The sequence below is a fragment of the Pseudomonas sp. NFACC42-2 genome, from assembly GCF_900116055.1.
Lineage (GTDB): Bacteria > Pseudomonadota > Gammaproteobacteria > Pseudomonadales > Pseudomonadaceae > Aquipseudomonas > Aquipseudomonas marginalis.
This window is the reverse complement of record NZ_FOZO01000010.1, coordinates 118,773-142,142: the sequence shown is the minus strand read 5'-3', so window position 1 is coordinate 142,142 and position 23,370 is coordinate 118,773. Positions and strand designations below refer to the sequence as shown.

At 60.2% G+C, this 23,370-nt stretch carries 22 protein-coding genes and 1 tRNA gene; 9 read left to right on the top strand and 14 right to left on the bottom strand.

The genetic code is table 11. The annotated features are described in order from the left end of the window. Window positions 1-25 precede the first annotated feature (25 nt). The 7 genes from BM416_RS19200 to BM416_RS19170 all read right to left on the bottom strand — a co-directional run bounded on the left by BM416_RS19200 (window position 26) and on the right by BM416_RS19170 (window position 8,513). Window positions 26-805, bottom strand: coding sequence for a PhzF family phenazine biosynthesis protein (locus BM416_RS19200; RefSeq protein WP_092489060.1), 780 nt, complete (start codon window positions 803-805; stop codon window positions 26-28). Window positions 806-904: 99 nt separating this feature from the next. Continuing rightward, entirely contained in the window at window positions 905-3,346 is a 2,442-nt protein-coding gene (locus BM416_RS19195) for a TonB-dependent siderophore receptor (RefSeq protein ID WP_092489059.1), read from the bottom strand. A gap of 104 nt (window positions 3,347-3,450) precedes the next feature. Continuing rightward, window positions 3,451-4,407, bottom strand: a complete 957-nt coding sequence (locus BM416_RS19190) for a FecR family protein (RefSeq protein WP_092489058.1) — start codon at window positions 4,405-4,407, stop codon at window positions 3,451-3,453. After that, entirely contained in the window at window positions 4,400-4,927 is a 528-nt protein-coding gene (locus BM416_RS19185) for an RNA polymerase sigma factor (protein WP_092489091.1), read from the bottom strand. Before BM416_RS19185 ends, BM416_RS19190 begins: the two co-directional genes overlap by 8 nt. 132 nt (window positions 4,928-5,059) lie before the next feature. Next, window positions 5,060-5,893 carry an EamA family transporter gene (locus BM416_RS19180; protein WP_092489057.1) on the bottom strand — a complete coding sequence of 278 codons (834 nt, stop codon included), beginning with the start codon at window positions 5,891-5,893 and terminating at the stop codon, window positions 5,060-5,062. A gap of 231 nt (window positions 5,894-6,124) precedes the next feature. After that, on the bottom strand, window positions 6,125-7,075 hold the full coding sequence (locus BM416_RS19175) for a transporter (RefSeq protein WP_092489056.1): 951 nt from the start codon (window positions 7,073-7,075) through the stop codon (window positions 6,125-6,127). 190 nt (window positions 7,076-7,265) lie between these two features. Next, window positions 7,266-8,513, bottom strand: a complete 1,248-nt coding sequence (locus tag BM416_RS19170) for an acyl-CoA dehydrogenase family protein (RefSeq protein ID WP_092489055.1) — start codon at window positions 8,511-8,513, stop codon at window positions 7,266-7,268. 505 nt (window positions 8,514-9,018) lie between these two features. Here BM416_RS19170 and BM416_RS19165 point away from each other — a divergent pair. After that, window positions 9,019-10,026, top strand: a complete 1,008-nt coding sequence (locus tag BM416_RS19165) for a helix-turn-helix domain-containing protein (RefSeq protein WP_092489054.1) — start codon at window positions 9,019-9,021, stop codon at window positions 10,024-10,026. Between the two features lie 298 nt (window positions 10,027-10,324). On the opposite strand, the gene BM416_RS19160 is transcribed toward BM416_RS19165, so the two are convergent. The 7 genes from BM416_RS19160 to BM416_RS19130 all read right to left on the bottom strand — a co-directional run bounded on the left by BM416_RS19160 (window position 10,325) and on the right by BM416_RS19130 (window position 15,098). Continuing rightward, a complete protein-coding gene (locus BM416_RS19160; protein WP_092489053.1) occupies window positions 10,325-11,002 on the bottom strand; it encodes an energy-coupling factor ABC transporter permease in 678 nt (225 codons plus the stop codon). A 68-nt stretch (window positions 11,003-11,070) separates the two neighbouring features. Further along, entirely contained in the window at window positions 11,071-11,511 is a 441-nt protein-coding gene (locus tag BM416_RS19155) for a nitrile hydratase accessory protein (RefSeq protein ID WP_092489052.1), read from the bottom strand. Then, entirely contained in the window at window positions 11,508-12,161 is a 654-nt protein-coding gene (gene nthB, locus BM416_RS19150) for a nitrile hydratase subunit beta (RefSeq protein WP_092489051.1), read from the bottom strand. The genes BM416_RS19155 and nthB overlap by 4 nt, the downstream gene beginning before the upstream one ends. Before the next feature lie 20 nt (window positions 12,162-12,181). Next, complete coding sequence (gene nthA, locus BM416_RS19145; RefSeq protein ID WP_092489090.1) at window positions 12,182-12,814, bottom strand: nitrile hydratase subunit alpha; 633 nt, start codon at window positions 12,812-12,814, stop codon at window positions 12,182-12,184. 91 nt (window positions 12,815-12,905) lie between these two features. Then, the gene (locus BM416_RS19140) at window positions 12,906-13,394 is read right to left on the bottom strand and encodes a group I truncated hemoglobin (RefSeq protein WP_027606923.1); all 489 of its coding nucleotides are present in this window, start codon (window positions 13,392-13,394) and stop codon (window positions 12,906-12,908) included. A gap of 715 nt (window positions 13,395-14,109) precedes the next feature. Further along, window positions 14,110-14,186: transfer RNA gene (locus BM416_RS19135), tRNA-Met, on the bottom strand. Window positions 14,187-14,546: 360 nt separating this feature from the next. Beyond that, complete coding sequence (locus BM416_RS19130) at window positions 14,547-15,098, bottom strand: RNA polymerase sigma factor (RefSeq protein WP_092489050.1); 552 nt, start codon at window positions 15,096-15,098, stop codon at window positions 14,547-14,549. A gap of 262 nt (window positions 15,099-15,360) precedes the next feature. On the opposite strand from BM416_RS19130, the gene sctW reads away from it, so the two are divergent. From sctW to sctR, 8 genes are read left to right on the top strand one after another with little or no spacing between them, the layout of a single operon-like run. Beyond that, window positions 15,361-16,449: a type III secretion system gatekeeper subunit SctW gene (sctW, locus tag BM416_RS19125; RefSeq protein ID WP_175539083.1), complete on the top strand. Its 1,089-nt coding sequence runs from the start codon at window positions 15,361-15,363 to the stop codon at window positions 16,447-16,449. Beyond that, entirely contained in the window at window positions 16,446-18,539 is a 2,094-nt protein-coding gene (gene sctV / locus BM416_RS19120; RefSeq protein ID WP_092489048.1) for a type III secretion system export apparatus subunit SctV, read from the top strand. Before sctW ends, sctV begins: the two co-directional genes overlap by 4 nt. A gap of 34 nt (window positions 18,540-18,573) precedes the next feature. Further along, a complete protein-coding gene (locus BM416_RS19115) occupies window positions 18,574-19,482 on the top strand; it encodes an FHA domain-containing protein (protein ID WP_092489089.1) in 909 nt (302 codons plus the stop codon). Beyond that, window positions 19,479-20,837 carry a FliI/YscN family ATPase gene (locus tag BM416_RS19110; protein ID WP_092489047.1) on the top strand — a complete coding sequence of 453 codons (1,359 nt, stop codon included), beginning with the start codon at window positions 19,479-19,481 and terminating at the stop codon, window positions 20,835-20,837. The genes BM416_RS19115 and BM416_RS19110 overlap by 4 nt, the downstream gene beginning before the upstream one ends. Beyond that, window positions 20,824-21,252, top strand: coding sequence for a type III secretion system stalk subunit SctO (locus BM416_RS19105; RefSeq protein ID WP_092489046.1), 429 nt, complete (start codon window positions 20,824-20,826; stop codon window positions 21,250-21,252). Before BM416_RS19110 ends, BM416_RS19105 begins: the two co-directional genes overlap by 14 nt. Next, entirely contained in the window at window positions 21,249-21,710 is a 462-nt protein-coding gene (locus tag BM416_RS19100; RefSeq protein ID WP_065924017.1) for a type III secretion system HrpP C-terminal domain-containing protein, read from the top strand. Before BM416_RS19105 ends, BM416_RS19100 begins: the two co-directional genes overlap by 4 nt. Continuing rightward, window positions 21,704-22,717 carry a FliM/FliN family flagellar motor switch protein gene (locus tag BM416_RS19095; protein ID WP_092489045.1) on the top strand — a complete coding sequence of 338 codons (1,014 nt, stop codon included), beginning with the start codon at window positions 21,704-21,706 and terminating at the stop codon, window positions 22,715-22,717. Before BM416_RS19100 ends, BM416_RS19095 begins: the two co-directional genes overlap by 7 nt. Then, window positions 22,714-23,367, top strand: coding sequence for a type III secretion system export apparatus subunit SctR (gene sctR, locus BM416_RS19090; RefSeq protein WP_065924019.1), 654 nt, complete (start codon window positions 22,714-22,716; stop codon window positions 23,365-23,367). The genes BM416_RS19095 and sctR overlap by 4 nt, the downstream gene beginning before the upstream one ends. Window positions 23,368-23,370: the final 3 nt, after the last annotated feature.

The following is a 23,370-nucleotide window of genomic DNA, read 5'->3' as shown; positions in this document are numbered from 1 at the left end:
TCTGTTGTCCTTGGGGCGCTGCGGTTTACAGGTAAATCGTGCCTTGCATGTACAACACTGCCTTGCCGGAAATAATCACGCGGTCGCCCTGCAGCTCGCAGTGCAACTGGCCCTTGCGCTGGCCCCCTTGCTCGGCCGTCAAGTGCGACTTGCCCAGGCGCTCGGCCCAGAACGGTGCCAGCGAGGTGTGTGCCGAGCCGGTGACCGGGTCTTCATCGATCCCCACATTCGGCCCGAACCAGCGTGAAATAAAATCAAACCGGGTGCTCTTGGCGGTGACTGCAATCCCGCGCTTGGGCAGGCCCTTGAGCCGCGCAAAGTCAGGCGTCAACGCGGCGACCTGGGCTTCGTCGTCCACCAGCACGATGTAGTCATCGGTGCTGAACACGTCGGCACTCTCGATCCCCAGGGCACTCAACATTCCAGCGGGCGGTTCGCAACGCTGTGGTTGCCGGGCGGGGAAGTCCATCGCCAGTTCATCGCCATTGCGCGTCACCCGAAGCTCGCCGCTGCGGGTGGCAAAGCGCAGTACCTGGGGTGCATCCGCCAGCGCGTGAATCAACACCCACGCCGTCGCCAGCGTGGCATGGCCGCACAGGTCGACTTCGACTTGCGGAGTAAACCAGCGCAACTCGTAGAACCCATCGCGGGGCACGAAGTAGGCGGTTTCGGAGAGGTTGTTTTCGGCGGCGATATGCTGCAGTTGCTCGTCGGGCAGCCACTCGGTGAGCGGGCACACCGCGGCAGGGTTGCCGCCGAAGGCATGTTGGCTGAAGGCGTCGACTTGGTAGATGTCCAGTTTCACCGTGAAGCACTCCGTGCGTGGGGGAGGCTGGACACTAACAGTGGTAAGTGAGTGCGTCAAAAGCGGCCTACCCCGGGATAGGCCGTGTGGCTCAGGCAATCAGAAGTCCCAGCGCGTGGTCAGCATGAAGTGACGTGGTGCGCCGTAGATGGCGGAGTTGTAGAAGCCCACGTTGGTGTAATAGGGCTTATCGAACACGTTATTGAGGTTCAGCGTGGTCGACAGGTTTTTCGTGAATTGGTAGCGCGTCATCAGGTCCACCACCCAGTAGGATTCCTGGGAAAATTTCTCGGTGGTGTCTTTGGGGCTGTTGTAGATGTCCTGCCACACCGTATTCTGCCAGCGCAGGCCACCGCCGACGCTGACTTTGTCCAGCTCGCCCTTGAGCTTGTAGATCGTGAACATGCTCACTTGATCCTCGGGCTCGAAGGTCGAGATTTTTTTGCCGGCGTCGTCGCGTACCACCTTGTGGGTGTAGCCACCCTGCAACTGCCAGCCTGGAGCGATCTCGCCGGACAGCTCCAGTTCGTAGCCCTTGGTCGTCGCGTCGGTGCCCTTGAAGGCAAAGTTGGGCGGTGTCGGGGTCTGGTTGTTGTACGCATCGTCGGGCAGGGAGCGGTTGCTTTCCTTCACCTCGAAGTACGCCAGGCTGGCGTTCAGGCGACCGTCGAGGAACTCACCCTTGAGGCCCACTTCATAGTTCTCGCCTTCGTCCGGGTCAATCAGCTTGCGGTTACGGTCGAGGTTGTAGCTTTCCTGGGGCATGAAGACATCGGTGTAGCTGACATAGGCCGACAGGTTGTCCGTGAGGTCATAGATGGCTCCGGCATAGGGAATGAAGCGTCCGGTTTCACGGTAGGTATCGGTACTGCCGGTCAGGGTGTAGTCGACCACGCGCCCGCCGAGCAACAGTTTCAGGTCGTTGGTGAGGTTCCAGCGGGTGGTGAGGTACATGCCGGTCTGGCGAATGGTGTCGTCGGTGACTTGGGAGGCCACGCCCCAGTCGGGCTTGGCCAGGTTGCCATGCCAGTTGACGTAGTCGACCAGGTTGGCGGTGGGGAAGGTTTCGTCCCAATAGCCCTTGCCCTTCCAGTGGGCGGTGCTGATGGATCCACCGATCACCAGGTCATGTTCACGCCCGAGGAAATTGAACGGGCCGCTGATATACAGGTCGGCCGAGTCGCTGGTGGTTTCGCCCTTGTAGCGCTGGGCGTTGATATTGGCGGTGCCGTCCGCCGCCGGCTGGTAGAACTGGATCGCACCCATCTGGGCGTCGTAGCCGTTGAGCTTGTGGTCCAGTTGCAGTTTGGTCACCCAGCCGTCGCCGAGGTCGTGCTCCAGGTTCGCGAACACCGTGCGGGTGTATTGCTGCCAACTGCTCCAATCAGTGGCATTGCTGAAGGAACGCTTGGCATTGTTCAACTCGCCGGCATGGTTGAACAGCGGGAAGCTGCCGGACCAAGTGGAGCCTTTGGGTTTGCTGTCCTGATAATCGGCGCCCACGGTGAGCAAGGTGTCGGGTGACAGGTCGAATTCGAGAATGCCGTAGAACACCGAGCTTTTGTTCGAGTAGCGGTCGATCCACGACTTGTTGTCCTGATAGGCCGCCACCGCACGCCCACGCACATTGCCGGTTTCGGTCAGCGGGCCGCTGACGTCCACTTCCGTGCGGTAGTGATCCCAGGTGCCCGCCGCCGTGGTGATGTGGCCGAGAAATTCCGCCGTAGGCTTCTTGCGCACCAGGTTGATGGTGCCGCCCAGGGAACCGGCGCCGCTGAGCAGGCCGGAGGCGCCCTTGAGCACTTCGACCCGGTCATAGATCGCCATGTCGCTCAGGGTGTTGCCCGCCGAATAGGCCACGTTGCGCACGGCCGAGGGAATACCGTCGTACTGGAAATTGTTGATCGAAAAACCGCGCGAGTAGTAATTGCTGCGGTCGGTGTCGTAGGCCGACACGGTAATGCCAGGGGTATGGCGCATCACGTCGTCGACACTGTCGAGGGCGAAGTCATCCATGTGCTGGCGCGTGACGACACTGATGGACTGCGGCGTTTCACGCGGGGTCAGCACCAGGCGCGTGGCCGTGGCGATGGTGCCCGGGGTGTAGGAGCCGGTGCCTTCGGTGACGGTGCCCAGTTGGTTGCTGATCACGGTGGTGGTGCCCAGTTGCAGGGCCGCGCCGGGTTGTGCGGTGCGGGTCAGTATGACTGCGTTGGGACCATTGAGCTCGAAGCTCAGGGACGTGCCTTTGAGTAACTGGGCCAGCGCCTCCAGGGCGGTCATGCGGCCGCTGACGCCAGGCGACTCGACGCCTTGGGCCAAGTCCGCCGCATAGGCAATTTGCAGCCCGCTCTGCACACTCAATTGATCCAGGGCATTGACCAGCGACTGACGCGCTATGGCAAAGCTGCGGGTATCTGCTGCTTCACGAATGGCCGGCTTGCCCGCCGGTTCCACGGCAACCGCAGTGCTGCACGCCAGGCAGACGGCAAGCGCAAGGATGCTACGGGCGTGGGTCGGATTGAGTGCTGGAAAGTGCATGTGAGCCCCGTTAGAAATAGGAATGATTTGCAAAGGCAAAGTTCTTGACGGGTTGAAGCTTCGAAAGCCGTAAAACTTTTTGCGACGGGGTCAGGGGCTCTGTATCAGCGAATAATCAGGATGCCACCCGGCAGGCGCTGGATGTGGGTGGAAGTGACTCTACTCAACGCCTGCACGATCGCGTGGGGGTCATCCAATTGGTAATTGCCGCTGACCCGCTCACCGGCAGCGGTATCGTTCAATAGCAGGATCGGTGAGGGGTAATAGCGACGGATCTCTGACAACACCTGTGCCAGCGGCGCGTTCTGGAACGACAGCCGTCCGTTGATCCAGGCCATCTGCTGTTCGCCACCTTCCAGGGACAGCGGTTGCAGATGCCCACCCAGCAACTGTTGCCAGTTGCCCGCCTGCAACAGGCTCTGTTCGCCCTTGCGGTTGGCGAAGCGCACCTGGCCTTGTCGCACGGCGACGGTGACGCCCGCGTCACGCTGGCTGACGCTGAATTGCGTGCCGACTACAGTCACGCTGGCCTCGGCGGTTTCGATGCTAAGAGGGCGCTCTGAGTCGTGTGCGGCTTCGACGTAGAGCTCGCCGCGCAGCAGCTTGATGCGGCGATGGGCGCCGTCGAAAGCGATACTGATGGCGCTGTGGCTGCCCAGCACGATGTGCGAGCCGTCCTCCAGGTCAAAGCGTTCCAACTGCGCAACGTCGGTCATGTGGTCAGCCTGCAGGCGCATCGGCACATCGGTCATCCAACCGATGCCCAGCGTGATCAACACGGCAGCGGCGACAGCCATAAAGCGTGTCTTGCGGTGCGTGGCGACTTGCGGGGCAGGGGGCAATTCCAGGTCGCCGGCGAGGTTTTTCAAGGCTTGCTCGAAGGCGCGGCTTTCCCACATCGCGGCCAGTTCCGCATACGCCGTGGCGTGCCGGGGATCCGCGTCGCGCCACTGCTCAAAGCGCTGGCGGGTGATGGGGTTGCGCACCGTCTCATCGCGCTGGGCGAACCAGTCGGTCGCCTGCTTACGTATGGCATCGGGGGTGTCGGCGCGATCAATCATGGTAGGTCGTTTGCTTGACGCAGGCAGTGAGGGCTTGGCGCAGATCTTTTTCCACCGTGCTCAACGACACCTGCAGGCGTTGGGCGATCTCGCTTTGGGACAGGTCATGCAATCGATGCAATACCAGGATTTGTTGCTGGCGTTTGGGCAAGGTAGCGAGCACCTGTTGAAACTGCAGCAGTTGTTGTTGGCCCTGGGCCTGGCTCTCCGGACCGGGTGCCGTGGTGGGCACCTCGACAACCAGGCTTTCGGCCAGATGACACTCATAGCGCCTTTTACTGCGCACACTGCGCAGATGATCAAAGGCCAGGTACTGCGCAGTTTGATAAAGAAACGGCTTCAAGTGTTCGATAGGGCGAGCGTACAGCGCTTTCGCCACCTTCAGGTAGGTTTCCTGGGCCAGGTCCTCCGCCTGGCTCGAACAGCCGACGACGCGCGACAGCATACGGATTAACGCACGGCGCTGCCCGATAAAAACGGCGCTGAGTTTTTCCTGATCCCCTGGCGTCCCTGTCTCCATGGCCCCGATACCCTGCTGCGGCGTTGCGCGAATAGCAGGCATACTAATGAGAAGTGGTCTCATTTGATAGGGTGGCGGGTGATTTGTTTGGAGAGCAGTCCTGCCGGGCATGTCATGGGTTCGACCGGCGCGTCAGCCCAGCCGCAATACCATAGCTCCACTGGCAATGATGCAGGCAGCCATGATGCGGCGGCCGGTCAGCCGCTCTTTGAGCACCAGTGCCGAGATCACCACGCCGAACAGAATGGAGGTCTCCCTGAGCGCCGAAACCGTGGCGATCGGTGCCGCCGTCATTGCCCAAAGTGCCAGGCCGTAGGACACGACGGTGCCGAAGCCACCGATAACACCTGGGCGCCAGTGGCGCGCCAGATAGCGGCAGAATTCGCGCCGCCTGACGGCAAATGCCCATACCGCAAGCGCGAGGCCGGTGAGCAGGAATATCCACAGCGTATAGGCCGCCGGGGCGCCGGATTTGCGCACACCCACACCGTCGATAAGGGTGTAGCCGGCGATGACCGCCGCGTTGACCAGCGCCAGGAGCATCCCTTTTCGCTGACCGATGCTGGGGGCGGCAGCCATGCTCAAAATGCCGATGCAGATGATGGCAATGCCGAGCCAGGCAAATGAGGACAAGGATTCGGACAACAGCCCCACGCTCGCTGTCGCCACCAGCAACGGCGCGGTGCCGCGCATGATCGGGTAGGTCTGGCTCATGTCGGCAATGCGGTAAGTCGAGGCGACCAGCACGAAATACACCACCTGCAAAATCACTGACGCGCCGATGAAGGGCCAACTTTCCTTGGCCGGCAGTTCCAGAAACGGAATGACCGTCGATGCGATCAGCGATGCAATGGACGCGATCATGCAGGTGGTCAGCAGCTTGTTGTCACCGCCCTTGACCACGGCATTCCAAGTAGCGTGCAACGCAGCGCCCAGCATGATGATTGCGAACACATCAAGGCTCATGAAGGGATGTCCTATGGGGCTCGGTTCTGTATCAAGGAGGTGGGGGCTGCGAGTATGCCCCAGGCACTTTCTTCAAGGCATAAAAAAACGCGCTACCTTTCGGTAAGCCGTTATCAGTAGAGGGTTACGCGTCAATTGAGGGCAAATGCTGTTCGATTACGCCTGGTCGCCCCATGCCCGGATATGTTTCAACGCCAGGCGTTATCGAGTAGCCCTGAATGAGATTTTTGCTCAGAACACCTGCAACAGTCGAACGTTGATGCGGGCGCTTTCCTTGAAGCCATTTTCCACCTCAAGGTCGCGCCCGAGCGCCACCAGCACCTGCGTCTTCGGGCGGATGAAGTAACTGCCACCCACGCTGATTTTTCGTTGCCGAGCTTCGTCGTCGCTGTCAACGCCATTGACTCGGGTCTCACCGCCCCAGGTCTGCGACAGGCCGACGAAAGCGTTGGCTCCGGGGGTGAACTGGTAACGCAAATATCCCTGCCCCTGGTAGAGCTGTTTCTGCTTGAGCGTGTCGCCGGCAGCGCCGTAGTTGTCGTTCTTGCCGTGGAACATGACGTCGCCGGTCAAGTCGACATACCAATTGTCGGTCAGCCCTTTGACGAAACCTACCTGCAAATCAAACTTCCAGCGGTTTTCCCCCAGATTGAGCGCGCGGTCGTGGCTATAGCTACCCGTTGGAAGGTACAGATAGGGTGCTATGGCTAGATAAGTGCGAGACGCTGAGTCGTTGATCAACCAGACTGGTGCGGCCAGGATAACGTCACCTACCCCGCTGGTCTTGCCCAGTGCACTCGTGTCGCGCCCGGCATCCAGCCGGCCAAACGGTACCAGGATCTGGGGGCCTACCGTCAGCCCGCCAATCGTGGTGTAGTGCACCAGCCTCCCGATACCGACATCCGAGACCAGCCGAGGATCCCGCGCCGTCTGCCGTCCCTGGGCATAGAGTTTGTTGCGCTCGGCATGCTGCAGGTACAGCAACCCCGCCGTCGTACCCTCCGGCGCCGGGACGAAATCACCGATGTCCACATCGATGGCGCGCGCGGTCATCGGCACCATCGTGATCATCGGTAGACAGGCCAAGGCCAATACCTTGTTCATGCTGCTCAGGGGCGAGTGAGTACCGGCCTTTGACACGTGGCCGGTCCTGCGGGCGACGCTGGAGAATGCTTGGGTCATTACGGAAGTCCTCTCTCGAGTAGTCATCTGTCATTGATCGGCCGGCGAAGTGCGGCGACACAGGACAGCGCGGCAGTGCGCATGACAACGATAGGGGGGACGCGCCCCAAGTCGCTTTGTTGGGGCGGTCATTCGTTGTGCTGGGAAGGACAGCTGCTCGGCGCTTACGCCTCGTGGCACGGGGGCCGCTTCAACTGCGTGCCTCTGCACCGGCCATGGCGTCGTAGGTCGGCGAGCGCAGCAGCGCATGGAGTTGCCGGCGGCGGACCCCCATGTTGCCGCCGTCGTACAGGGGAAAACACAGCGCGTCCTGCATCAGGCCGGCCAACGGGTAGAGGTCGGTGTAGGCATCGACACCGACAACGCGCATGGCATCGTAGACAGCCTGAACGCACAGTTCCGAACAGTGAACCTTGGTGATGATGGCCAGTTCGCGGCTGCGTCCCTGGGTGATATCAAGCTGGTGACAGGCTTTCCAGGTCAGGTAGCGCGCGGCCTCGATGTGCATCTTGATGTCGGCCAGCATGAAGCCAACGTTCTGGTGCTCAATCACAGGCACCGTGCCGGAGCGCTTGTCGGTGCGGGCAAACTTCAAGGCGACGTCGAAGGCCGCGCGCATCACACCTACGCAGGCCGCGCCGATGAGCGCCGCAGTCCAGGAGAAGGCATCTTCCACCATGGCAATGCCATCGCCCGGCTTGCCCACAATATTGGCCGCCGGCACGCGCACATTGTTGAAATGGATGCGCGGCGAGATCGTCGCGCGATGGCCGACGGTATCGAGAAAGCCCGCGATCTCGATGCCCTGGGCGCTGCCGGGCACCATGATGACCGCCAGCGATTGCTGCGGCGGCAGGGCCGCATCGGTGCGGCATATGACGCTGTACAGGTGCGCGCCTTTACCGTCCCAACCGGTACCGTTGGTGGTGTAGTGCTTTGCGCCGTTGATGACCCATTCGTCGCCTTCGAGGCGGGCGAATGTCTGCACGCCGGCGGAGGGGTCGGGGCTGTCGTAGTTAGCGCCGCCGGTGACCTCAGTGAAGGCCAGGGCGGCCAGGCGCGAGCCATCTTCGACGAAGTCCGGCAGGAAGCGGCGCTTCTGCTCCTCGGTGCCGTGGTGCAGCACCGCGTGCAAACCCAGACCGGTGCCCAGCAAGGCCGAAGGCAAGTTGACGTCGGCGGCGGCGAGTTCTTCGGCAGCCAAGGCAAAATCCAGCGTGGTCAGGGCGCTGCCGCCGAACGAGGCGGGCAGCAACGCCTTGATGAAGCCGGCGTCGACCATTGCATCGTAGAACGGCTGCGTGGCGTAGAACCGGTCTTCCGGTCGCGCGATTGGGGCGATGGTGGGGGCGACCTTGCTGAGGACTTCGGCGGCGAAGGTTCGCGCGCTTGCCTGTAAAGCCTTCTGTGATTCGGTGAGCTGGAAATCGATAGCCATGGGAAGCGACCTTTCTTGCGGTGGGTTAGGTAACGGACGACCCATCGTAGGCAGCCGGACTGCCTCGGTCTCGCTGGAGCGTGCAAGCCCAATTGACGATTTGCGCAAGGGCACCGGGCTTTCCCGACGGAGGTCGTGCCTTCTGCAGAAAGAGCCTATGGCGCGTGAATGCCCTTGGTTCTGGCGCGGACTTTGCGTCTTTCTGCCGCAGGTCACATGGGTTCAGTCCTGCGCCTGTTTATCCGGCGAAAACTGCACCGGCATGACGCATTCGCATTCCCGTCGTGCACAGCGCAGGCACAAGCGAAAATGCCGTGCCAGGGTGCCTGCAAGCCCATCAACCGACGACTTGCCTTTGCGTGCAAGACCAGTTGACGATCTGTGCAACAGGAGTAACACATGACACGTCTGAGCGGCCCGCCATACCGTGACATTGGCTCAGAAATCAGTCGCATGCTTGCGCTCGCGATGATTGTCTTTTGCGCCACTGAGGGGTGACCGCAGGATGCAAATCTGGACTACCGAAGCGTGCGTGCAGCGCGAAAGATTCAGCTACTGGCGTGAGGTCCTCTGCGAGGCCTTCGTCTCGCTCAATCCCATCCTCAAGCAAGAGCATGCAGGATCGGACTTCACGGGCGAGGTGAGCTCCCGGCCCCTCTCCATGAGCGCGCAGACCCGCGTGTTTTCCCGTGCGCAGTTCGTCCAACGACGCTGGGATGAAATCCGCCGCAACCCGGTCGAGTTCTGCTTCGCGAACTTCCAGTTGGAAGGGTCATGCGTGGTACGTCAGGATGGGCAGGAGACACTGGTGTTGCCCGGTGACTTCTCCGTCGTGGACTCCACGCGTCCCTACTTTCTCGATTTCAGGGAAGATTGGCGCGTGCTGTCATTCCGTATACCCAGGGAGCAACTGGTGTCCAGGCTCGCGGCACCGCGCCAGGCGACAGCGCGCTGCGTCAGTGGACAAGCGGGACTTGGATTGGTCGCGGCTCGCTTCGCCCGCTCACTTGAACAGATGGACGCCAGTGTCGGCCTACAGGCGCAGCATGGGCTCAGCGCCGCGCTCAACGGTGTCATCGCCGTCGCGCTGGGCGCCACGCTGGAGGCGCAGGAACAGGACCGGGTGCCGGTGCGGACAGCCTTCCGCCAGGCGGTCGAAACCTATATAGCCGATCATTTATCTGAACCCGGGCTCGGGCCGGACCTGCTTGCGGCGCGATTCAAGGTCTCGCGCCGGACACTCTATGGCCTGTTCGAGGAAGAGCCATTTTCCGTCAGTGGCCTGATCCGGGAGCTGCGCTTGCGGCACAGCGCGCGCGATCTCTGCAGTTCCGGTCATCCTGGCGTGCTCGCCGTAGCGCTGCGCTGGGGATTTAACGATGCCTCGCATTTCTCCCGGTTGTTCAAGCAGCGGTTCGGGATCTCCCCGCGCGGACTTGCAGCCAGCGTCGAAGGTGAAGCCAAACCAGGAACGAACAGTTTTGGATCGGTCCAGGATCTTCTGATCAGGTGAAGACAAGGTTCAGGAACTACAAAGGCGATCAAGGTGCGAGGTGCCGGGATGGGATGGGATGCGGCGCAGGGTGACCCGCGTTCATCTGTTGGTAGTCCCCGTTCATCACGGCGCGTTTCGCCATGAATATGGAGCCAGCGGTACTCCCCGGACTGACTTGTGGGGGCTATTTCTGAAAAGCATCAACTACCTCCAGTTTTGCTCACGAGGTGTTGAGGTCGTTCTCGCTCTTGATGCCCCGAGCATTGCGGTCTTCGAATGCCCGGGGACAGTCTGGCTTGGACTGGCGTCTGTCGACTCAGGCGGTCTGGTACAGACGGCGCTCGACCAGCCTGCTGTTACGCAGGCGATGCGTTGCCTTGGCACCGGCCAGCACGGCCAGGTCCAACAGCGGTTCGAGGATGACGACGGTCATGTAGGCACTGCCGAAGGTCAGGACTGACAGTGCGTTCTCTGCCGTGAAGCCCTTCCCGTAGAAGGCCCAGAAGGCAACCCAGGCGACGATGCCTGACTGGAAGGCCGTCGACAGGCCCAGTGCCTGGCGATAGCCCAGATCAACATAGGGCGTGTTTGGCGCGATGATACGCCGCGCCAGGGCAGCAACTGCCAACAGCGGTACCAAAAGGGTGGTGACGTTCATGCCGTACTGCGGCAGGTCGAATGGGGCGAAGAACAGCCCCTGGATTAACAGCCCCAAAGCGAGACCTACTGCTGCAGGTGCTGCACCGAACAACAGGAACAGCGTCGAGCCGAGTATGAGATGCACCTCCGAGACGCCAACCGGATGATGCGGTAGCAGTTCAAAGAAGCCAAACACCAGCGCCGTGGCGGCGGCGGCGCGAACTACCAGCGAGACGGCACCTCGTTCGCCAACGGCGTCCGCAACGAGTTTGACGGTGTAGGTGCCGACGCTTGCGGCGGTAACATAGCTCAACCAGAGTTTTCCGGCTTCCACGAGGCCAGGTTCGATATGCATGACGATGACTCCTTGGCCGCCTCTGCGGCTTGCTAGGTAAAAAAGGACAACAAAAAACTGCTCCTCCCTCAGTTAGAGGCTCGGCTGATCGCCACGGGCTCGCGATGCGGCAGATGCTCACCGGTGTGCCCGTGGGCCGGTGGACAGCTTGCATTGAGCAAAACCACCGGTTGTCCATGGGGAGTATTCAGGTAGGCCTGCCTCCATTCCTCGCCCCGCTGGACGATGTCCTCCATCCCGGTCAGGCCGAGGGTGGTGACCATTCTTTCCATGGCCGTGATCCATTGCCGGTAATAGGCGTCATTGACGCTTTCTCCGGGTTGCGCCGGGGCAGTCTTGATCTCTTCGCTGAATACCTGCACCCAGTCCTTCCAGGGGAACACGCCGGCTTGGTGCAAGTGCACCAGCAGGGAAAAAGCCTGAGCCTGCCAAGGCTTGTCGAACACCGGGCCTTCATCGTCGAGAGGGAGGCCGACCGCCTTGTAGTCGTGGCGCATGCTCGTGTTCATACGGCCTCCAGGTAGTTGTCCCATAGGTCGATGCACACACTGTCCGGTCGCCGTACTCCCCACAATTCCTCGGCACTGAAGCGTACGGCATAGACCTGCTGCGGCTGTTCGCCCAAACCGTGGGCCATCGTGTCCGGGGTAGCGAACGCGCCATGTGCAATCACGATTGTGCCGACCTTACCGCGCGCGTAGCGTGGCAGCCGGGTGTGATTGGTTGGGTTGAGGCACTTCGTCCGCACCCGGTCACCGACTCGGAATTGGCCGGGGACATCTTCTTTTGCCCGCGACGAGGCGCCGCCGAGCACTACGGCGTCGACGATGTCCGGAGTCAACACCGTGACGGGCTGTGTCGGTGGGGTTGGTTTGGCCGTACCCTGCAGTTCGGCGGTGCTGATGATGCCCTTTTCTGTCAGCAGGGTCTCGAAGGCGTGCAGCCAGTGCTCGTAGTAGCTCGACTGCAGGTATTCGGCCGGCTTCATGCGTTCGATGGCGTGGCGGAATTCGTCGACGTTGAAGTACCCGCCGACGAAGAGCGAGGCGAAGAGCGGAAAAACCCTGCGCTCCCAATCATGATGAAAGATGGGTTCGTGCTCTTCCGTGAGCACTGGGCCGAAGCCATGCATGCCGCCCAGGTCGTGTATACCATTCATGGGTTTTCTCCTTTTCAGGTTCAGGCTACTTGATCCGGATTCTTAGGCAGTCCGGTGCCGATCATGGCGTCGCGAGTCACGAGTTCGACCAGTTGTTCCTCGTTCCAGCCATCAGTACCCGCCGGACGTTCCGGCAATACCAGATAGCGCAGCTCAGCGCTGCTGTCCCAGACGCGAACTTCCTTGTCATCAGCAATCGTCAGACCGAACTCCGCCAGCACGCCGCGCGGGTCAATGACTATCCTCGAGCGATAAGGTGCGGACTTGTACCAGACCGGTGGCAGACCCAGGGTCGGCCACGGGTAGCAGGAGCACAGTGTGCATACCGTCACGTTGTGCACGGTCTGGCTGTTCTCCACGACCACCATGTCTTCACCCTGAACACCAGAAAAGCCCAACTCGGCGATGGCTGCGGTGCCATCTTCCAGCAGCCTGTGTTTGTACAGAGGGTCGAACCAGGCTTTCGCTATTACCTGGGCGCCGTTTCTCGGGCCGACCTTGTGTTGGTAGGTGTCCACCAAAGCATCCATGGCTACGGGATCGACCAGGCCCTTTTCCGTCAGCAGGGACTCGAGCGCTTTGACGCGTAGCGCTATGGCCTCCGGTGGCTCAGTGTGGTCGTGATCGTGATGATGTTCGTGCGTATGACTCATGTCTTTGCCCCCTCTGAAGTTGGTGAAATCGCTCCCTGCATTACTCGACGAGTGCAGCAATACCAGTATCCTGCGCCAGCTTTTTCACAGGTTACTTCCCTCGTTTCGGCCAAATTACCCCAACGCTTTTCATTCCTTTGGCGGGGTCCATTTCGGGGTGTGCGAGTACTACGTCGCGGTAGGAGGGGCTACCAATCACGGCGGGTTTAAACTTGATCAGAAAGTCATTGACCTCTTTGCGCAGGTCCGGTGCCAGATCGTAGTCGTTGTAGCATTCCTCAAGACAATCGAGCACGGCTTGCCAGTGCACCTCGGTAAGACCCATTCCGCGATGCGCGGTGACCATGTCCCTACCTCGGTATTTGGCGCTGCCACCCCAATGTTCAGAAAGGAAATCGACAAAGTTGATGTGTTCCTTCTGGAATGTTGATTCGGACATGTGGGCCCAGATATGGCCGATAGCGGGATGTCCCATGGTCTTCCTCAAAACTGCACCTGCGAACTGATAAATGACGTCGTAGCCCCCAAGACGCGCATAGAGGGAGGGCTGTTGTTCCACGGATGGTTGCTGGTCGGTCATGATGCGGTTTCTCCGTTTCGGCTGGGGACGATCTCATTCGCTCAATGTCGTGTTCCGCACGGTTGATAAAGGGCGCGAGAACTGGCGACGAATCCAAATTAGAGCTGCTGTCGAGCGCACGCTTTGCTGGCAAGGACAATCGTTTGGTCTGGACGGACAACGGCTTAGAAAAACCGTGCTTGCAGCAGATGCAGAATGCTGACATCGGAACTGGTCCTGCGACCATGGGTGTAGATATCGTCCGTGACTGGGGTTCTTTTATTTCTGTCTTGACCGGACGGTTCGCTGTTCTAGATCGCCGTGGACGTTGGTGTTTTACGATTGCTCCCATTCCATCGGCGTTGCAGCACCAAGGTCCCGAGTTGCAGCAGGTAAGTGGCAAATTCTTCGGGTGCCATGTCCCATCTGTGTAAAAACCAGGATGAATCGGATAGTCGCTGCTGTTCTCGTAGATGCATGAGACACCTCGTCATTTGTGTTTTTAGGGACACGGCATGGAGTGAACATTATCTAGGGGAGATGAAGTGTGCTTGGCTCGAATGGACAACCGTTTGGTTAAAAAGGACAGGTATAGATGTCCGGCATGCCAGTGGGCAGCGATGGTGCGGGTGGGGAGGGATAGACAGGGATAAACGGCCAGACACAAGAAAGCCCGCACGAGGCGGGCTTCTTGAGGTGATTCATAGACTGCTGTAGACATCTATGGATCGGTACTTGGTGGCTACACAGGGACTTGAACCCCGGACCCCAGCATTATGAATGCTATGCTCTAACCAACTGAGCTATGTAGCCAAGTGGCGCGCATTATTCGCGTAGAACGGGAATGCGTCAAGCATTTATTTTGAATTTTTATCTACGCTTTCAATTGTTTATCGGAAATGAGCGAGTTGGGCGACGAGTGGTTGCTGATTCGCTTCTCCTGTGAAGAGACGCCCATGTCGCCGAGCAATCTTCGACCGCCGCGCAAACCTGCCCGCCGCTCCTGCTGGCAGCTGGATTGATCGCCCGAGAGGCTTGGGGCTGATGTCCGGTGTTGGTGGGATCGGTGCGGTACTGTCAGGAGGCTGGGCGATCTGCCTGGCACGCACGAAAGAGGTCTGGTTCGGTTGGGCAGATATCCCTGTCGCCCAACGCTTGGCCAGTCAGCCGGATTTACGATTGAAACGGATTCTGGGTGGCGCGCTTGAGCTGTTCGCGTGCGCGCGACAATCGCGAGCGAACGGTGCCGATGGGGATGTCCAGTATGTCGGCTGTGTCCTGATAGCTGCCGTCGGTTTCCAGCGAGGCGTACATCGTCTTGCGCATTTCAGCCGGCAGGTGATCAATGGCGCTCAAGGTGTTCTCCAGGCGGCGGTTGATCTCAAACTCCCAATCCAGATTGTTGTTTTCTTCCTGTCCATGCCACAACGATTCATCAAATTCGCAATGCACGGGTTTGGCATACATGCGCCTGAAGTGGTTGCGAATCAGGTTTTGTGCGATGCCGCACATCCAGGTACTGAGCGAGGCGTTACCGCAGAAACGCTCGCGGTTGCGCCAGGCCTCCAGGTACGTCAGTTGCAGAAGATCATCCGCATCTTCGGGGTTGAGTACGCGCTTGTGAATGAAGCGCCTGAGTTTTTTCTGCTGGTCGTCTGTCAGGTGATGCATGAATTGAGGCGAGCTGCCAACGAGGTGAGCTAAAGCTTCAATGGGGAGATTCATGTTTTTTTTCCTTAGGGTAGACGCAGTCGAGCGGGTGTCGACAGGTCCCCTTAGCACTCCCTGTGCCAATTGAAAAAAATACATAACTATATGATTTACATATATAAATATTTTTAGCTGGTGGATTTTTATGCAGTGATTTGCATGGGGCGCTGCAGGCTTTTGCAAGTTTTTTCAAATTCGTAGTGAGCACGGATTTTGATGGAACTGCATGGGGAGACGTTGCCACACAGGGAAACACTCTTCCTGTACTGGCGTGTCCATGGAACAAGTATCCCGTAAAACAACTGACCCTCGTAACGATGTGCGAACCCACCCCTCTGAGGGTGAAGCGGTTGTCAGCCATGCCTCAGCGCAAGTGCACGCATCCGCGAAGGGTATCGATGAGCTTGCACATCTGTTTGGTCAGGAGGTGGAGCTCAACAGCCGGGCGCTGAGCGAACGGAAGATGGCGGTACGCGTGCTCCCGGCCGAGCAGCTTGTGCAACTTTATGATCAGTTGGGCCATCCGGCCAAGAAAACGCTGGCTTTCCTTTCACTGCTCTTCAGGCAGCAATTGCAGGACAGACCTACTGTCGAAAAATTGCTGAAGCTTGCGGACGGAGACCCGGCGCGCGCGTTCGTGGTGCTCAAGCATGTGGTGGCCAAGGCAGACAGCGAGGGCCGCCCGTCCGACACTACGTTGGCGCGCGATGCAATTGCCAAGCTTGAGGCTCGTTTCAAAGGGGAGATCCAGGCCGGCCTGAACATTGCCTTGGCATTGCAGTCGGCCGGGGTCGACCCGCAGGAGCGCCAGGCACTGCGTGTGCTCTACTATGCCAGTGTGGTCACGCGCCAGTCCCTGTCGACGATGATGCAGGCTTTGCTGGGTGTATACGGTGGTGAGCAGTTCCACGTCGGGCTCAAGGTGATGCGTAAGGCTTTGGCGGATGACATTGCGGCCTCCGTGTCGTCAATGCCCACACCCCTGTTGCGCACTTTGCTGCTGGGCCTGCGGGATTGCGGGCAGTTGAGCAGCGTATTGGGCGGTTGTCAGAAGCTGATCCAGCGCTTGAGTATCGAGCATAACGCCGTGAGCTTGTTGCAACGCCTGCTGGGGTATGCCGGTACCGGTATCGCTGTCGATGAATTGCTGCGGTTGGGGGACGAACTGGGAGGCGGTCCGCTTGACCGTCAACTGATGTCCCTCAATGCCCTTTACCCTCTGTTTCAGCAATTTCCCCTGGCATTGTGGTCCGAAAAGCGAATACGCCTGGAAACCCTGCAGGTCCTGCTGACGGTGATCGATGAACTGGACCGCACCTTGCGTGGACCCACACGGTATGCCGGTGAACCGAGGCTGATGACGTGACCGCTCTGTCGGCCATCAACCGTGGGTTGCTCAAAGTGGCACAACGCGCCGAGGTGCTGGGCGCCGTGGTGGTCATGGCCATCGTATTCATCTTTATCGTGCCGTTGCCCACCTGGCTGGTGGATATTCTGATCGCCCTCAATATCTGCATTTCGTGCCTGTTGATCGTGCTTGCGCTTTACCTGCCGGGCCCCCTGGCGTTTTCTTCGTTCCCCTCGATCCTGCTGTTGACCACCATGTTTCGACTGGCCCTGTCGATTGCAACCACGCGTCTGATCCTGCTGGAGCAGGATGCGGGTGACATCGTCGAGGCCTTCGGTAATTTCGTGGTGGGGGGCAACCTGGCGGTGGGGATGGTGATTTTCCTGATCCTGACCCTGGTTAACTTCCTGGTGATCACCAAAGGCTCGGAACGGGTTGCCGAGGTTGCGGCGCGGTTCAGCCTGGACGCGATGCCGGGCAAGCAGATGTCCATCGACAGTGACTTGCGTGCCGGCCTGATTGACGGCACACAAGCGCGGGACAAGCGCGAGCAGTTGTCCCGTGAGAGCCAGTTGTTCGGCGCGATGGACGGGGCCATGAAGTTCGTCAAGGGCGACGCTATCGCGGGGTTGATCATCGTCGTGGTCAACCTGTTGGGCGGCTTCTCTACGGGCATGTTCCAGCACGGATTGAGCGCTGCTGATTCAATGGCGTTGTATTCGGTGCTGACTATCGGCGATGGCCTGATTGCACAAATTCCGGCGCTGCTGATCTCCCTGACCGCCGGCATGATCATCACCCGCGTGGCGCCGGAGGGGCGTAAGGGCATCAGTAACATGGGCGCCGAAATTGCCCGGCAAATGACCAGCGAGCCCAAGAGCTGGGTCATCGCTTCGGTGGGCATGCTCGCGTTTGCGATAGTGCCCGGTATGCCGACCGGGGTATTTATCCTTATTTCGCTGATAACCGGCAGCCTTGGGTATTACCTGATGCGCCAGCGTCAGCGACAGGCAGAGCCCGCGGCCGCAGTCGCCGAAGCCGTGCGTCCCGAAGAGAACGGAAAAGAGGACTTGCGCGGGTTTGATCCGTCGCGCCCTTACCTGTTGCTGTTCCCCCCGGTTTTGCGTGGGACGCCTGAGGTGACGGAGCTTATTCATGGGATTCGCCAGTCCCGAAATGCACTGGTTGCCAATATCGGCCTGACCCTGCCGCCCTTCGAAGTCGAACTCGATGACTCGCTGGCCGCCGACGAAATGCGTTTTTGTGTGCATGAAGTGCCGATGGTCAAGGCCTCGGTTGTCAACTATCTGGCCGTTGAGCGTAACGCCTTGACGGTCGAGCCCGAGCATGGAATAGCCGGGCTGGCTGAGCGTGATGAACAGGACTGGGTCTGGCTGGCACCGGATGATCCACTGCTCGATGACCCGCAATTGGAACGCTTTACCGCGACCAGTCTGATCATCGAACGCATGAAGCAGGCCATGATGCTCAGCGGACCGCAGTTCCTGGGGATCCAGGAGAGCAAGTCGATCCTCAGCTGGCTGGAGCACAACCAGCCGGAACTGGTGCAGGAACTGCAACGAATCATGCCGCTGTCGCGCTTTTCGTCGGTGTTGCAACGCCTGGCCAGCGAGGGCGTGCCGCTGCGGGCCGTACGGCTGATTGTCGAATCGCTGATCGAGTATGGCCAGCATGAGCGTGAGCCGGAAGCATTGGCCGACTACGCGCGTATTGCGCTCAAGGCGCAGATTTTCCATCAGTACAGCGAGGCCGACGGCCTCCATGCCTGGCTGCTGTCACCGCACTCTGAAAACATCCTGCGTGAGGCATTGCGACAGACCCAGACCGGGGTGTTTTTTGCGCTTGACGATGAGCACAGCGCTGCGTTGATCAGCCTGCTCAACCAGGCCTTTACCTTAAGAGCCAAGAGCAAAAGTGTGCTGTTGGTGGCGCAGGACCTGCGAAGTCCCTTGCGTACCTTGCTGCTGGAAGAGTTCAACCATGTCCCGGTGCTGTCGTTTGCCGAGTTGGGGAGCTCTTCCAAGGTCAAGGTGCTGGGGCGCATTGACCTGGGCCAGGACGAGCTGATGCGTGGTGCGGTGGCATGAGTATTCGGCCATGGCCAGCGTGGAGATTGCGATGATGTTTGAGTTAAGGGTGCTTGATGGGCTGCGCCAGGGCGCAGCGTTGCCGTTATTTGGGGAGCGGTGGAGTATTGGTGCGCACGCGGACGCTGACCTGATGTTGAACGATCCGGGAGTCGTCGAGCAGCATGCGTGCCTGCGGTTTATCGACGCCAACTGGTTGGTGCAGGCCGAAGCCGGACTGTTGCGAGACCCCGAAGGCCAGGTACTGGCGCAGATCGCCAGACTTGAACTGAACGTGCCATTTACAGTGGGGGGGGTGCGGCTGTGCGTGACCTTGGCCGAGCAACCCTGGCCTCAACCCGCAGCCCCTGCGCCGGTAGCGCCGGTAGTGCCGCTACCGGCCGATGTGCCTGCGCAGGCGATGACGTTATCGTCAATCTCGCCCTCCCAGCAGAAGCGCCTGATCAGTCTGGTGCTGGTGGTGACGGTAATCATTGTGGCAGTGGGCATGGTCTCCACTGGGGAGCGTGAGGCGCAGGCTTCGCTGATGCCGCCCGCGGTGCAGAAACAGGAATTGGCTTCGTCTTTTGAAGTACGCCAGCAGTTGTTGAAGATGCTCAGCGAGCGTGAGTTGAGTCAGCGGGTCACCTTGCAAGTGATCAATGACCAGGTGGCGCTCAACGGAGAAGTCTCACAGGACGAGGTGGAGCTGGTAGCGCGCATGCTCAGCCGTTTTGGCGAGCAATTCGACAGCTCGGTGCCGGTGATCAGCCGTGTGCGTGTGCGCGACGGCACACTGCCATTCAGGATTGTGCAAATCGTCGGCGGGCCGAATGGTCACGTGGTCCTGGAAGAAGGCAGCCGACTGTTTGTGGGCGACGAAGTGGAAGGGCTGCGGCTGGTGCTGATCGACAACGGCAAAGTGGTTTTTGATGGTGCGCAGCGTTACGAGGTGCGCTGGTGAGTGCGGAACTGCAAGCTCGTCTGGACGCCTGGCAACAGCGTCAAGCCCAGTCACTGAGCACCTTTGCACCGGTGACGATGCGTGGCCGAATCCAGCGCGTCAACGGCATGCTGCTGCAGTGCCGGCTACCCCAGGCGCGTATCGGCGATTTGTGCCAGGTGGAAAAAAGTCCGGGCGACTACATGCTCGCCGAGATCATCGGCTTCGATCAGCAGGATGCGGTGCTCAGTGCCTTGGGTAATTTGGAAGGCGTGCGGGTAGGCGCTGGAGTGGAGCGCCTTGGGGTATCGCATCGAGTCCAGGTCAGCGAGGCCCTGTTGGGCCAGGTGCTGGATGGCTTCGGACGGCCGATTACGGGGCAGGGCGTGAGTGCGTTTGTCGAGGCTGACTTACCGGATACCAGTGCGGTGTTGTGTGAAGCGCCGTTGCCCACCGAGCGGCCGAGGATTAACCGTGCACTGGCCACCGGCGTGCGTTCGATCGATGGCCTGATGACGATTGGCGAGGGGCAGCGTGTAGGCCTGTTCGCCGGGGCCGGTTGTGGCAAGACCACCCTGCTGGCCGAGATCGCGCGTAACGTCGAGTGCGATGTCATCGTGTTCGGCCTGATCGGCGAGCGGGGGCGGGAGCTGCGTGAGTTTCTCGACCATGAGCTCGATGACCAGTTGCGCGCCAAGGCGGTACTGGTGTGCGCCACCTCCGATCGCTCCAGCATGGAGCGCGCCCGAGCCGCGTTCACGGCCACGGCATTGGCCGAAGGCTTTCGGCGCAAGGGGCAGCGGGTATTGCTGCTGATTGACTCCTTGACCCGTTTCGCCCGGGCCCAGCGTGAGATCGGCCTGGCTGCCGGCGAACCCCTGGGGCGCGGAGGTTTGCCTCCTTCGGTATACAGCCTGCTGCCACGACTGGTGGAGCGCGCCGGGTTGACGCGTGACGGTGTGATCACCGCGATCTATACGGTGCTGATTGAGCAGGACTCCATGAACGATCCGGTGGCCGATGAAGTTCGCTCGCTGCTCGATGGGCATATCGTGCTGTCCCGCAAGCTTGCCGAGCGTGGGCACTACCCGGCGGTGGATGTGTTGGCAAGTCTTTCTCGGATCTTGAGCAACGTCGCGGAGCCGGAGGACATCCAGGCGGGTACTGCATTGCGACGGTTGTTGTCGGCGTACCAACAGATCGAGCTGATGCTCAAGCTGGGGGAGTATCAACCCGGCAGCGATGCCCTGACCGATCTGGCGGTGGATAGCCGTCAGGCGGTCGACGGGTTCCTGCGTCAGGACCTGCGTGAGCCTACGCCGATGTTGACGACGCTGGAGCAACTTAAGGAGCTGACCGCCCATGTCCCATTCTGATGTGCTTCTCGGCGAGGTCGAGACGCTGCGGCGCCTGCGCAGGCACAGGGCTGACCGCGCCGAGCGTGCCCTGCGTGAGGCCAAGCGCGCCCAGCAGGCCCTGCTCGTGGATATCCAGCAGGCTAAGGATGTGCTTGAGCAGACTCGGCAGGAGGAGGCTCGGCAAAGTGCTGAATTGCTCAGTCAGCATCAGGGGCAGGTGCTGAGCCTGAAGGCCTTGAAATCCTGGGGCGCGCAGGAGCGCTCCCTATCTGCCAGTACTCAGCGGGAGATAGGCCAGTTGGAGGCATTGCGGGGACAGCAGGGGGAAAGCGAAAGTCGGGTTGGCAGTGCCCAGAAACACGTCACGGAGTGCCTGCGGCAGGTGGAAAAACTCCAGGAGTTATCCCTCTTACTGGCTCGGGAGCCGACATGACCCAGGTTTCAAATAAACCCACTGAGCGTCCGCGCCAGCGCGAGCCGCGGGAGGAGCGTGAGCCGGGGGCCACGACAGCCGTGTCCATGGAACTCGGGCGATTATTCACTCAATTTTTTACTGGAGACGATGGCGGCGCTGGTGCGGGGACTGCCTTGTCGGGCAAACAGGCGTCCGCCGGTATAGCCCTGATCGAGGCGCTTGCCGAGCAACTGGCGCCTCGTGTGCAGGCTGCGTCGCAGTGGCCGTTGCAGGCGGTGCTGTACTTGCCTCGCCTGGGGCGGATCAACGCCAGCGTGCGCCGCGAGCAGGGCGCCTGGACGATCGAGCTGGAGGCAGAGCAGGACGCTACGGCGCGCTGGCTTTGCGGTGTACGCCAACAGTGCGAGGGTCGATTCGCGGGAGCGCTGGGGCTGCCGGTGAACTTGCTTATGCCCAGCGTCGGTTGCGCATGCTGATGCCGGCGCTGACCTTTCCCTTGATTAATAGCGATACGGTTGCCGCGCGCCGTCGATTGGGGCGCGGCCTGCGCCTGCCGTTCACGGTGGCCGGGCAGGCCGGCGAGTTGCTGATTGAGCCCGGGCGTGCCCCAGCTGGCGGCAAGGCTTTGTGCTTTGAGACGGTGTGTGGCGTGCTGGCGCTTGTAGAAGCAGGGCCGTTGCTCAGTTTGATGGGGGAGTGCCCGGTGACCCTGTCCCAGGTTGGCAACGATCCGGACTCCTGGTTCTGGGCCTTGTACCAGTACCACATGAGTCCCCAGGTGCGGGCGCTGCTGGGTTATGTGCGCTTGCTGGAAACGGATCGCCCCAAGGGATTTGGCTGCCGGCTCAGTGTGACCCAGGGGGCGTCCCGGGTTGAAGGCTACCTATGGTTGACCCCCCAAAGTTTCCTGGCCTTGTGTGAGGCAGGGTCTTGGCGCGCCACTGCGGCAGCTTTGCCGACGCCGTTTCAACTGGCAATCGCCGTGACCCTGGGCCGCGTGCAGTTACCGATTGCGCAGGTGCGCAGCCTGCGTACCGGTGATGTGCTGGTGCTCGGCCCGTATTTTTTTTCCGCCCAAGGCAGCGGCTACGTGCAGGTTGGCAGGCAACGTTTGCATGGCCGCATTGACGATGACACCGGGCCGTTGTGCCTGACGCTTACTTCTATCGAGGACTCGTCTGTGGACGAAAATTTTGCAGCGCCCCATTACTCGGAGCATGAGGATGATGAACCGGTCGTGGATGTATTTGGCCACGAACCATTCGATGAGTTGAGCATGGCGCTGAATGTGCGTTGTGGAACGCTGAACCTTACCTTGGGCGAACTGCGTAACCTCGCGCCCGGTTCGGTGTTGGGCATTAGCGGTTACGCTCCCGGCATGGCCGGCCTGTATTACGGCGATCGGCCGATTGGCCAGGGGCAGTTGGTGGAAGTCGATGGGCGCCTGGGGTTGCAGTTGTCTCGCGTGATGTTCGGCCGATGAGTTTGCAGGGGATAGACCCCCTCATTCTGGCGGTATTCCTGGGGGCATTATCGCTGATGCCCATGCTGCTGATCGTCTGCACATCGTTCTTGAAGATCGTCATCGTGCTGATGATCACCCGCAACGCCATAGGTGTGCAGCAGGTACCGCCCAGCATGGCCATCAATGGCATCGCGTTGGCGGCCACGCTGTTCATCATGGCACCAGTGGGCTATGAGATCGCCGAGAGCGTCAAGGCATCGCCACTGGACATGAGTAACGTGCAAACGTTTCTGCAGACGGGCAATGAGGCCATCACACCGTTACGCGCATTCATGCTGCGCAATGTGGACCCGGATATATTGACGCATCTGCTGGAAAACACCACGCGCCTCTGGCCTCCACAAATGGCGCAGGAGGTGCAACGCGAAGATCTGATCCTGGTGATTCCGGCTTTCGTGTTGTCCCAGCTGCAGGCAGGGTTCGAGATCGGCTTCTTGATCTATATCCCCTTCATCGTGATCGACCTGATTGTTTCCAACCTGCTGCTGGCGCTGGGCATGCAGATGGTCTCGCCGATGACCATTTCCCTGCCGCTCAAATTGCTGTTGTTCGTATTGGTGTCGGGTTGGTCACGGTTGCTCGACAGCTTGTTCCTTTCCTATCTCTGAGTG